The following is an 11,382-nucleotide window of genomic DNA, read 5'->3' as shown; positions in this document are numbered from 1 at the left end:
AAAAGCCATCGCCCATCCAAAACGAATCTCTCAATAGAAACCTTGTACTATTATTTCTTACCTGCTTGCACACGCCCTTTTGCACCTTGTGTCACCTTCGGTTTTTCTTCCTTACTGGAGTTAACCATTTGCATCAAGTGCTGATTCAGATAACTTTGCGCCGAGATATAAAGACTTTCCCAAATCTCTTGATTACGACTGATTTTTGTACCGACTGTATTCCCTGCTGTTTTCTCCGACACCAAATATTTACGAAAATAGTTCGTCCACAAGTGTTGCAGGAAATCTTCAGCGAATTCGTTAAACGGCAGAATCCATTTATAGTCTTTATCGAGAAATACACGATAGGACGCAATTATCGGTAGTGCCAAGTCGGTTGGCGCACCAAACCCGAATGAATACTTGCTGTCAGGCAACAACGTCGTTTTACGTATATCTATTGAAGCTAAATCGTTGGCACCCTTTCTTCTGGGGTTGCTGATATGTTCTTGGATTATTTCGTAGAGTCTTTGCTCTATCCATAGAGCATGAGTCAAGAGAGGCAGTAAAGCGGTTAATCTTTCCCTTTCTGCGTCTGTGATGTTACTCGGAAGACTCATTCCTACTGGGTGTTTGGTTCGTTTATTGCTGTCGGGGTTGTATTTATTTCTGTCAAGGCAGTAAAGCAGCTTGAGCAAATGGGTAACATTGCACTGGGCATTTCTGGGAGCGCCGCTTTGGTTTTGGTAATAGGCAATGCGGAATTTTCTATCTTCTTTCTGTTCTAACTGGGCTAAATACTGCTTGATGAATTTGTAATCACCCCTGGCGTTGACTTTGGAACGAGAATCTACTGGCGTTGTCGTGTTGGAGGCCAGGGCTATGTCTAGGGCTGATTCTTCAGTCAGTCCGATGTGAATCGTAACTTTTACCCTGGCTTGGGTTAGGTCATATTTGTAATTTTTAGCTTGCTCAAACGCTAAAACTGTGTGACCTCCATTGATAATGCCATCGCTACCCCCCTCGCTAGCTTCTAAGACTTCTAGCTCCAGTTCAGTTTTGTTCTTGACAGGTTTAACTTTATTAGCTGACAGGACGATTCCACTGTGGCGGGAGAAGAATTTTCCAGGTTCGGTGGTCAGTGAGTCGAAGATTTGTCTGTAGGTTGCGCTTTTGCGGTTGGGTTCCCTGATGTTGGGTTCTAGGGGCAGGTCTGTTGGGAATGAGTCTACATGGGCTGTGGCGATGATGCAGTTGGGGTTGGCTTGAAAATAGTTATCTATCTTAATATTCCAAGTCTTGGGCATAGTTTGTTTTCGTTAAATTCGTTTTGGGCTTATGGAGAAAGGAGAGGATAGGTCTATTGGGCGATGCTCAATCTCATTGCTGGGTATCGGTTGTGGGCGATTGATAAATTTGACGCAATTCGGAAATAGTACTCACCGTTTCTAGCCCTGAAAGAATTGCTCTTAATTGCTCCACATCTTCAATTGTTGAAATGGATGGTAACAGGCTTAACCCAACAGTCCCAAATCTCAGTTTTAACCCTAATTCAATCCCTTCTAGTAGTCCTAACCGAATACCACTGCGTTCAAAAGAAGTAACATACTGCATACGTTGCTCTGCCTCCAATTGTTCTACTTCAAAAAGAAACTCTCCTTCTAAATCTGAGGGGAGTGTCAATACCCAGTCTACAAAAGCCAATAAGTTTAGAACATCCTCACGCTCAAAACCCTGCTGGTATAATCTCCGCACTAAACTTAGTTTCTGCTGCTTACGTTCTAACCTGTCGCTAAGAGTTTGTAATGCTGCTAAATGTGCCATCACTACAGTCGCCAAAGGGTTACGGCTGGCTTCTAATTCCGACTGACGTTGTTGATAGTCTAGCAATTTGACAATTGGAAACTGAAACTCAACTTTAGTGCCAAACAACTCGTAACCAAACTGATTTGGTCGCCAGTTTACCTGCTCATCACCTAGAACCGCCAAGGATGCTACTGACCGCTTATATCTATCGTAGATGCGGTAGTTGTAGATAAACATCCTTTCGCTAAAATCAGATTCCGACTGGGATTGGATTTCTAAGTGTATCAGTATCCAAGTTTCTTCACCACCAATGCGGTATATTTTTACCAATTTATCTGCCAGTCTTTTCCCTAGTTCGGCATCACGCACCACCTGCTCTAATTCTTTGTCCAAGAACTCAGGCTGTCGTGTCCAATCTATTTCCCGATATGCTTGCGGAAAGAAAAACAGCATGAAGTCTTGAAAATACAGTTGTAGTATCTGCTTCCAGGGCGAATCATATTCGGTTTGAGGGTTGGCATTGGTCATACTCGTTCCAGGCGAACTCACGCCTTTGATTGTATTACTAATTGCCCTGGTATAACTTTAGGCAAGGAGCAATTCTGTTGAGGAAGATACCAACAGCGGATCGCACTCAAGAGAGGGAACCTTGCTCAAATTCATTGTTTTCCAACCCAGAGTTGCCGAATTTCACGACCAATCACTGGTGCTTCTGGTGCTATGCTACACTGTGCTGAAAATCTCACCACACTAAAAATTTCTTTTTAAAACATGAAAAAAAAATTGATATTTTCTAGAAATATTTTCCGCCTGGTTTAAAATGGAAATACCGTATTAGCTGCTACATTTTAAAATCGTCAGTTCACCTAACATTTGAAACTAATAATAATTCGGCAGAAATCAACACAATAATGAAGTTCAGGAATATAACGTCAAGCTTCCCGATGTTTATCAATTTTTTAGTCGTACTCCAATTCTACAATCGGAACGATATGGAACTCTCGCCAAGATAAACTAGGTTGTTCCGGAATATATGACAACAGATCCAACACAGGTAATGCGGGTAGCAATTAGGCATCATGTCAAAATCAATTGTACCAAATTTATTTGGAATAGCTTGCTAATTTTAGCTTTCACATAAAAATTGTTCAGGTGATTTTTACACAAATACTTAGAGGTCTTGTTGCCTATCAATTGCACGTATTCCCTGATATTTTACCCTGTGCTTTTCATATCCTCACGAGATATTCTCTCTTTTTGAGTTGGTTAGCTTGGTATCTTCCAAAAGTTTAGAAAATAGTCAAGTAAAATTAAGAATTATGTTGGACACTGCTCACAAGCATTTAATTCTTGGGGCTGGTTTTGCGGGATTGGGCATGGCTGAAGCGCTTAAGAGCGCGAGTATTCCCTACGACCAAGTTGATGCTAGCGATGATATTGGTGGAAATTGGTATCATGGTGTGTATGAAACTGCACACATTATTTCATCACGGAAGATTACCCAATTTACCCATTTCCCCATGCCGGATAATTATCCGGACTTTCCCAGCGCTCAAAATATACTGGATTACTTAAACTCCTTTGCTGACCATTTTGAGTTACGTAAAAATATTGAACTAAATCGTCAAGTTAGCTACGTGCGACCTGTTGAGAATAATCTCTGGGAAGTTACCTTTGATAATGGGGAACAGCGAATTTACAAAGGGATTATCATTTGTAATGGTCATCACTGGTGCAAACGTTTTCCCAAATTCAGAGGAGAATTTGATGGGCAGATAATTCACTCCAAAGATTATAAAAATCCCCAACAACTACGTGGTAAGAGAGTTCTGGTCATTGGTGGAGGGAATTCAGCTTGTGATGTAGCCGCAGAAGCAGCTAGGGTGGGAGCTAAATCTGTGTTGAGTATGCGTGAATCTGTGTGGTTTATTCCCAAAACCTTTGTAGGTGTTCCAGTTTTAGATTTAATTGAATGGTGGATGCCTGAATGGTTTCAGAGGTTTATGGCTTATGTAATTATTCTGCTGACCTTCGGTAAGCACAAAGATTATGGTCTACCCGAACCCAAATATCGAATTTTTGATAAGCATCCGACCTTAAATAATGAGGTACCTTACTATATTAAACACGGTCGCATTACCTATAAGCCAGAGGTACGACATTTAGATGGCGGGGAAGTTGAATTTGCGGATGGTAGTCGAGAAACCTTTGATTTAATTGTTTGTGCAACTGGTTTTCATGTTGCCTATCCATTTCTACCTCCAGAACTGCAACGGGTGGAAGGAGCAACAGTGAAATGTTATGGAGGGTCATTTCTTGAAGATTACAAAGGAATTTACTACATCGGTTGGGGACAAGCTAGAGGAGGTGCTGGTTCTTTAATTTCCGCTTTTGCACCCATATTTACCCGTTTTCTTGAACTTCAGGATGAAATTAAAATTCCTATGGGTCTAGTCCTCAAAAAAATGGGACAGCAACTACCCACAAGCCATCTTGAAGATCCGCAAAAGATTTTTCGGGAATTAAAATTAGCCAATCTGTTTTTTCAACGGACGGTTCAAAAAGCTCACCGAATTGATTCCCAGTTTCAGAATCATCCACTCCCACCCTTGGACAGTCCAAAACACAAACAACGAATTTCCGCCGCTATTGCAGACTTCTGAGTGGTGATCAGCCAAGCATTGTAAATGAGACAGTTCATTCCAATGCCTCACACTAAAATTTTTCTGTTACTAAAACCAAGCCATACACCACAACAGCGCAAAACGGTTGTGCGGTATTGGCTACCCAAAATGCTTGTGGTAAGTAAGTTGTAACTTTAATCCCACAAGCGTTTCTTATTTTTTGATTTCTCGCTACTGAATCTTGTCTTAACCACCTCTGGTGATTGAGAGCTTTTTATAAGGTCTTCAGCCTCAGTATTGTCGAAGGAGCTAATCATGAGAGGAGAGGAGTTCAAAGCTTCTATTAAGCAGATGCAAAAAAAAAATTATAGCACCCGAACTGGATTACTATCGCGCCTGAAGAAAATTGGATTACTGTAAATTCTCTAAGTTCTCCCAATTCTCTAAGAAAGATTCTACATCTTGTTGATTTTCTTCAAGTAATTCATTAAGTAGTTTTTGGTCGATCTTAATATCTTTTAAATCACATATCTGTTGGTGAAGTGCATAAAATATAATTTTCACCATTGAGGGTTTAGGGGAGTTTTGCATACAAGTAGAAATGTTGGAGCATTGATAGTCAACTCCTGTCATTTGACGACAATCTAAACCCATTGGACAATACATAATATAATAAATTCAGGAATTCGATATTACTATAAGTGTGGGACGAATTAAGGTTAGCTAGCAGGGCTACAATTTATCTGTGACAGAGGTACTGTATTTAGAAAATAATCAATTAGTTGGTTGGTACACTTGTAAACATCTTTCTCACCAAATTGAACTGGCAGCTTTGGAGGGAACCGCTTCTGCCTTTGTCCTACTTTCATTAATCGTCAGAGAAAACTAAAATAGTTATTAATACAAATATACTATTTAGTGAGGAATATGACAGAACTTGGCAGCACTTACAACCACAATGGTCAAGCATCAACAGCCAGCATTGAATCACGTCAAATAGCCAAAGAGTTCACCAATGGTATTGCTGAATATAATTGGAAAGTTGATTACTTCAAGTTTTGTCAGCTTTTAGAACTGGAGCCAGGGCAATATTCAGATGATCAATACCGATATTTTCAGCAGTTAGCGGAATCGCTGACGAGATTTAATACAGAGTCTCTAGCCAAAATGATTGATGCAGGGATATCCGAGTGAAAAGTTGGTAGCTACAGCTAGTAGTCCACACCTCTCCACTCATTCCATCCAATATGTAGGGACGAAGAATCGCCCCGCCTGACCATCATCACTTTTATAAGTAATGGATCTGGGTTTCCTCTTCTTCAGAGAAAGCACTGATGATTGTTTGGGTGGTTTAAGAGTGCGAGAAGTGCGGTATCTTTCACATTAGTGCGGTCGTAGCCCAAAAGTTTCACGAGTGTTGGGTTATTCGTACTGCTTAGATAGCACTTTGTTTTTGGGAGAGGGCGAATATTTTTTCAATACCTATCACAGATGAGACATAATATTTCAGCTATGGCTTGCCTGTTGCAACAATTTCGAGTCAAAGGTATAGAGTCCGATTTCTTCAGGCACTCTTGAGAATCTTCCTATGCGATACCCTCGTGATAATTCGTTCAGTACTTTGGGCTTTATTTTGATCACATCTGATGGATCAAGTTCTCCATATAATTCTTCGATAATTTCCGCCACATTGAAAACTCTTCCTTGATTTTGTTGCAACAAAGAGGTAAGTGCATCAATCAAAAACTGCCCGAAAAATTCTCCTTGCATTGGTATAGTATTACTTTGTGCCTGTGGATCAGGCTTTCTGTTTTTGTTTTTGCTCTTGTTAGAAGAAGTAGTACGATTGGAGTTGAGCAATTTTAAATCTAGGGTAAAAGAACCTGGTTTCCCAGGAACAAGCGACCATCTACCGCTTTCTCTACCATAAGTCAACGTAGATTGAACTCTGCCTTTTACTACTTTGAAAATATCTGGCTCTAAATCACCATAGAGCGAGCGCACCACAAAATCGATGTGGCATACAGTACCCCTGTGTTTTTGCAATACCTTTAGGATAGCTTCGGTGCGGTTGAGAGACTGATATTCCAGCAAGATTGGAATCTCTGACAAAGAGAGCGATTTTTCTGATGATGTATTTGCTGGTGGCAATTGAGTGCGATCGCTATTTACTGCTAACGAATTTTCTTCAGGTGCTGTTGTAACTACCTCACTTTCTATTGACAGGCGCTGGATATTTTGAAATTCTTGGAATGGGGCTTCTAGCTCTAAATTATTTGTTGCTAGAACCTCAGAATCGCTAGGCTCTACCAAATTGACTGCCATTTCAGAAGTGTGTAGGCGCAGAGCGGAGTAAACATCGCTATTGCTCAACGACAGATTTTCAAAAGCAGTCAGGGCTGACTCACTAATGACTATCGGTGCGTTGATATCTTGCTTAGTAGATTCTGTTAAAGGCATTTGAGAACTAACAGGCTCTACCGAGTTGAGTTTCGGTTCTTGTGTGGAATCTTTGTCTTCCAAGGGCAAGTTTTCTAAAGTAGAAGCGATTGACTGATTAATCACCTCTAGGGTTGGCAGATTGCCGTTATCAGACCAGACAGATAATAGCGCTTCTATGTGATTGAGATTTGCTAAAGCTTGTATGTATAACTTTTCGTACTTTTCCACAATCGGATCATAGTAGTCTCTTAATGATAATAGGGAAGCAAGGAAGTTATCAGGAGGAGGCTGTAATTGTGATTGATTATCCATAAACTTTTAATTTCACCAAAACCGCTATCCCCTGTACTATGAGTACATTTTTTTGTTGATATAGGACTCCGATTTGATTTTTGAAAAAATACTGAGACTGAAAAGCCTATTTTCTCAGGGTTTCATCTGAAATCATGTTCAGAAATCAGATAGGATTCCTATACTGATGAAACTAGCTGATCAAATATACCGCTAGCTAAATACGTACAACATCACGGGAGCAATAGATCGATAATAGCAATGAAATCGTTTTCATTGTCCAAAATTGATTCAAGATGCTTTGGGAATAACTACCTAGAAGCATCTTGTTTGATGTTTATCAATCTTTATTCATCAGAACTGCTTTTGTTTGTAACTTGTCTGCTAAAAATGCTCCCAGATTATTTTGCTAAACCCTCATCACTTTTATAAGTCATAGCTCTGGGTTTTCTTTTCTTGAGAGGGACTAATGATTTCTTGGGTGCTTGTGGCGGACGACATCTTTCACAATATAGCGGTCGCACACCAAAAGTTTCTCGTTGTGTGGGTTGTTCGCACTGCTTACACACAAAGTTGAAAACGCGAGTATGAATTTCCCGCTTGTGCGCTCTAACGGTGTACTCTCGGACTTCAATAGTTTTGCTGGGCATCGGTTCTGTAATCGGTGTTCTATTTCTAAGGATATAGGAGCTACGCATTGACAGAAAATACCAAATATGGATATTAGACATCTGGTGAAAAAGAATGTAGAGACGTAGCAGTGCTACATCTCTACAAGGATTCTGGTTAACGCATATTTAATTTCTGGAGATATCTATTTAATTAAACTTAATGATTTCACGCAATTAACTACTTGTTTGTCCATAGATAGGGGAATTTCAATCAAGAACTCAGTTCCTTGCCCAGGCTCTGATACACATCTCAGTGTTCCTCCATGTTTTTCAACTACAATTTGATAGCTAATTGATAAACCTAATCCTGTACCCTTACCTACAGGCTTAGTTGTGAAAAATGGATTAAACAGTCTTTCCTTAACTGCTTCCGTCATTCCTGAACCATTATCAGCGATTCGGATCACACAATTCGTTTCAATGACTTCCGTAGTAATTGTAATTTTATTAGGACTGGCGTGAATTTCTGCGATCGCACGTTTACTGTTATAGTGATCGAGCGCATCTATGGCATTACTGATAATATTCATGAATACTTGATTGAGTTGACCAGCGTAGCAATCTACTAAAGGCAGATTTCCATAATTTTTCACTACTTTGATACCAGGATGCTCAACACTATTCTTGAAACGACTCTGTAAAATCAGCAAAGTACTATCAATTCCCTGGTGAATATCAACTCTTTTCTTCTCCGCTTCATCAAGACGAGAGAAATTCCGCAGTGACAAGACAATTTCAGAGATCCGTTCGGCTCCTACTTCCATCGAATTGAGGATTTTGGGCAAATCATCTAGTAAAAAATCTAACTCAATTTCCTGAATGTATTCTTGAATTTCTGAAGCAGGATTGGCATAAAATTGTTGGTAAAGATGCACAAGCTTCAGCAAATCTTCCGTATAATCCCTTGCATATTTCAAATTACCGTAAATAAAGTTAACAGGATTATTGATTTCGTGAGCGACTCCTGCAACTAACTGTCCCAGACTGGACATTTTCTCAGCTTGGACTAATTGAGCTTGAGTTTGCTGTAAGTCACGAAGGGATTTTTCCAATTTTTTCGACTGAGCCTCAGCAATTTCTGCTAAATTCTCCTTGATTTGTAGCGCACTCCGTAGTTGTGCCCTTTGTTGTTTCAATTCACCTGTTAACTTTTTGGCATCAGCCAAAGCAATGTTCTGAGCTTGTAGTAGAAACAGAAAATCAACAATTGGGTCGTGAATCGCAAAGTCTTTGAGTTTGATACCCAGAGGAGCCAGGCTAGTTGTATTTGTAATCCAGGGAGAACCTAAAAAAAATATCACATCCTGCTCTGGTTCATACATCATCTGACCCTTGAGATGCATTCCATTGTGGAGAAACTCTAATATGAACAGGGCACGAGACTGTTTACTAATAGCATCAAAATCAACCAAAATTTTTGGGCGATTGATCTGGAAATGATGCTCAATCAATTCTAGCGTGGCAAAACTAGCTAGAGCAAAAACTTAAACGTAGTAAATTCGTTATTATTGAAAATTTTGGTTTACCTATTTACGCCTATTTCAATCATGAAAAATCTACTCTAGCGAGTTTTACCACTCTAGAATCAATTTACCAACCAATGGTTCAGGACTGATGCGCTCTAAAACATCACCAGTTTGGATAATTTCCCGATTACGGCTAAAGGCAAAGTGGAAGGGAAAAGCTTTCGTCAACGACTCTGGTGAAAGTGTAAGGTGAGGAGGAGCCATGCTACTGCACTCAATTTGGTTTATAAATCACTAAAAATTCATCATGTTCAGCCCCATCATCTCGACTTTGGCTTTGGGTAATATGAACTTCTGTGTCAAACCTGACAATTCTGGGTGAGACTGAGTTATATCTCCCTGTCCCATTTCGTCAAATAGGTTTTCCAAAATGACTAACTGACTACTTTCATCTTGGCAGCAAGACAAAATGCTAGCCAAGATCCGATTAAATTCTTTGGAGAATTTGTACATCTGAACAGCTAGTACCTGTATGTCTGGTAAAAATAAATTTCCAGCCCGACAGCGAGTTAAAAACTCATGATTCCATAGAGGATGATTAACTGTTATTTCACGGAAGGGATTTCTAACTAAAGAAGATGTCTGTGTCATCGTGATATTTGTAGGGCTAGGTGGAGGGGTTGGTCAACTAAGGGGCTAAAAAATGATTCATCTATTGCAATATGTTCTGGAGTCACATGCAATTCTTGTAAAGTTGGCATGGTATTGAAGCCAGCCATTTTCAGAGCATTAAAGTAATCTTCAAGAGTTTTGTGAATCAATTGGACATTTAGCCAAGAACCATCTCGTTTCCAAATACGACCAGGAAACTGCTGATCTCGCTTGCTGAAGTAGCCTGCACCCTCGACTTGAAAATAAAACGGATATGCTGCCTCCCGCATATACGGGAAAGATGGATGGGGAACGCTGAATACAAATCGACCGCCCGGACGAAGAATGCGTGCAACTTCTGCCATACATTCTTGGGTTTGAGCAATTGTCAAATAGTTAAATAGAAATACTGCAACAACTAGGTCAATTTCGCCATCATTAAACTGCTTGAGATTGGTAGCACATCCTACTTCATAGCTAATACCTAAAGCATCTTCTACTTCTTGCAAGTTTGCGGCTGCAATCATGCCTTGGGAAAGGTCTATTCCATGTACTTGTGCAGCACCACGTCGGCGTAATTCTCGACTGCAATAACCTTCTCCACAACCTATATCAAGTACTCGCAACCCAGCAACAGGCTCACAAAGCTCTAGCACAAAAGGGCGGGCTGTAAAGTCTGACAGGGAAGTAGGTTCTCCTCTAATCCATTCTGATGCTGTGCGATTATATAAGTTTTTAGTTGAGTTTTTGTGATTCACATTTGACATTTGTCAGTATTGATTTATACTTGTTTTATGGTTACTTAATTTAGTCTAATCGGACTAAAATCCCGAACATCTATCATTTAATAATGAATCTGTTTTATTGATAAGGTTGATCTTACCGATTTTAGTTTGCTTATCGATTTTGTGTTTAAAAACTAGGCTTTTCAAAGGAGTAGCTAGCCTGAAATTGTCATCCTGTTAATTTCTTTAAATGTAAACAGCTAAATTACATTTAACTTCATGAACTTGGGTTATTACTTAGTTGATAGTAGCTTCACATATATAGGACTTACGCATTGACAAAAGGCAATAGATTTAAAGATTCGGCAATTTCTGCTACAACTGGAGGACGACCCAAAGATTGAGATAGTTGCTGCTGTACTCTCCTGATTTTGTTTAACTTTTCGCTGATATGGATTGGTAAACGAATAGTGCGAGACTTATCTGCTACAGCACGTGTTATTGACTGGGTAATCCACCAATAAGTATAGGTTGATAGTTTATAGCCTTTGTTAGGGTCAAATTTCTCGACCCCACGCTGTAGTCCCAGTGCCCCTTCTTGGAGCAAATCGAGAAAATCTAAATTATGATTCTGGTACTTTTTAGCGATCGCCACCACCAGCCGTAGGTTAGCAGTCACCATTTTCTGCTTTGCTCGTTCCCCTTGATGAAGAATTAACTCCACTGG

Annotated in this window: 12 protein-coding genes and 1 pseudogene; 3 read left to right on the top strand and 10 right to left on the bottom strand. The window is 39.9% G+C overall.

Annotated elements, in window-relative coordinates:
- Window positions 1–50: 50 nt before the first annotated feature.
- Together V7L07_RS11790 and V7L07_RS11785 are read right to left on the bottom strand one after the other, a co-directional pair.
- Window positions 51–1,286 carry an AIPR family protein gene (locus V7L07_RS11790; RefSeq protein WP_335057945.1) on the bottom strand — a complete coding sequence of 412 codons (1,236 nt, stop codon included), beginning with the start codon at window positions 1,284–1,286 and terminating at the stop codon, window positions 51–53.
- Between the two features lie 73 nt (window positions 1,287–1,359).
- Complete coding sequence (locus tag V7L07_RS11785) at window positions 1,360–2,313, bottom strand: cytosolic protein (RefSeq protein ID WP_335057942.1); 954 nt, start codon at window positions 2,311–2,313, stop codon at window positions 1,360–1,362.
- A gap of 791 nt (window positions 2,314–3,104) precedes the next feature.
- On the opposite strand from V7L07_RS11785, the gene V7L07_RS11780 reads away from it, so the two are divergent.
- Window positions 3,105–4,448, top strand: a complete 1,344-nt coding sequence (locus V7L07_RS11780; RefSeq protein WP_335057940.1) for a flavin-containing monooxygenase — start codon at window positions 3,105–3,107, stop codon at window positions 4,446–4,448.
- A gap of 372 nt (window positions 4,449–4,820) precedes the next feature.
- On the opposite strand, the gene V7L07_RS11775 is transcribed toward V7L07_RS11780, so the two are convergent.
- The gene (locus V7L07_RS11775) at window positions 4,821–5,000 is read right to left on the bottom strand and encodes a hypothetical protein (RefSeq protein ID WP_179069987.1); all 180 of its coding nucleotides are present in this window, start codon (window positions 4,998–5,000) and stop codon (window positions 4,821–4,823) included.
- Window positions 5,001–5,154: 154 nt separating this feature from the next.
- Here V7L07_RS11775 and V7L07_RS11770 point away from each other — a divergent pair, with 154 nt between their 5' ends.
- Entirely contained in the window at window positions 5,155–5,298 is a 144-nt protein-coding gene (locus V7L07_RS11770; RefSeq protein ID WP_335057938.1) for a hypothetical protein, read from the top strand.
- 38 nt (window positions 5,299–5,336) lie between these two features.
- On the top strand, window positions 5,337–5,603 hold the full coding sequence (locus tag V7L07_RS11765) for a hypothetical protein (protein WP_335057936.1): 267 nt from the start codon (window positions 5,337–5,339) through the stop codon (window positions 5,601–5,603).
- A 312-nt stretch (window positions 5,604–5,915) separates the two neighbouring features.
- Here V7L07_RS11765 and V7L07_RS11760 read toward each other — a convergent pair whose 3' ends face one another.
- The 7 genes and pseudogenes from V7L07_RS11760 to V7L07_RS11730 form a co-directional block, all read right to left on the bottom strand.
- The gene (locus V7L07_RS11760) at window positions 5,916–7,163 is read right to left on the bottom strand and encodes a hypothetical protein (protein WP_335057934.1); all 1,248 of its coding nucleotides are present in this window, start codon (window positions 7,161–7,163) and stop codon (window positions 5,916–5,918) included.
- A gap of 380 nt (window positions 7,164–7,543) precedes the next feature.
- Window positions 7,544–7,792, bottom strand: a complete 249-nt coding sequence (locus tag V7L07_RS11755) for a hypothetical protein (RefSeq protein WP_335057947.1) — start codon at window positions 7,790–7,792, stop codon at window positions 7,544–7,546.
- Between the two features lie 164 nt (window positions 7,793–7,956).
- Window positions 7,957–9,225, bottom strand: a complete 1,269-nt coding sequence (locus tag V7L07_RS11750) for a sensor histidine kinase (protein ID WP_335057932.1) — start codon at window positions 9,223–9,225, stop codon at window positions 7,957–7,959.
- A 159-nt stretch (window positions 9,226–9,384) separates the two neighbouring features.
- Complete coding sequence (locus tag V7L07_RS11745) at window positions 9,385–9,543, bottom strand: hypothetical protein (RefSeq protein ID WP_335057930.1); 159 nt, start codon at window positions 9,541–9,543, stop codon at window positions 9,385–9,387.
- Window positions 9,544–9,573: 30 nt separating this feature from the next.
- Entirely contained in the window at window positions 9,574–9,930 is a 357-nt protein-coding gene (locus tag V7L07_RS11740) for a hypothetical protein (RefSeq protein WP_335057928.1), read from the bottom strand.
- A complete protein-coding gene (locus V7L07_RS11735) occupies window positions 9,927–10,697 on the bottom strand; it encodes a class I SAM-dependent methyltransferase (protein ID WP_335057926.1) in 771 nt (256 codons plus the stop codon). The genes V7L07_RS11740 and V7L07_RS11735 overlap by 4 nt, the downstream gene beginning before the upstream one ends.
- A gap of 301 nt (window positions 10,698–10,998) precedes the next feature.
- Window positions 10,999–11,382, bottom strand: a pseudogene (locus V7L07_RS11730) (sigma-70 family RNA polymerase sigma factor); the annotation flags it as partial.

The organism is Nostoc sp. (genome assembly GCF_036916985.1).
Classification (GTDB): Bacteria; Cyanobacteriota; Cyanobacteriia; order Cyanobacteriales; family Nostocaceae; genus Nostoc.
Note: the sequence above shows the minus strand (reverse complement) of the source record. Positions and strands in the feature narration are given on the sequence as shown.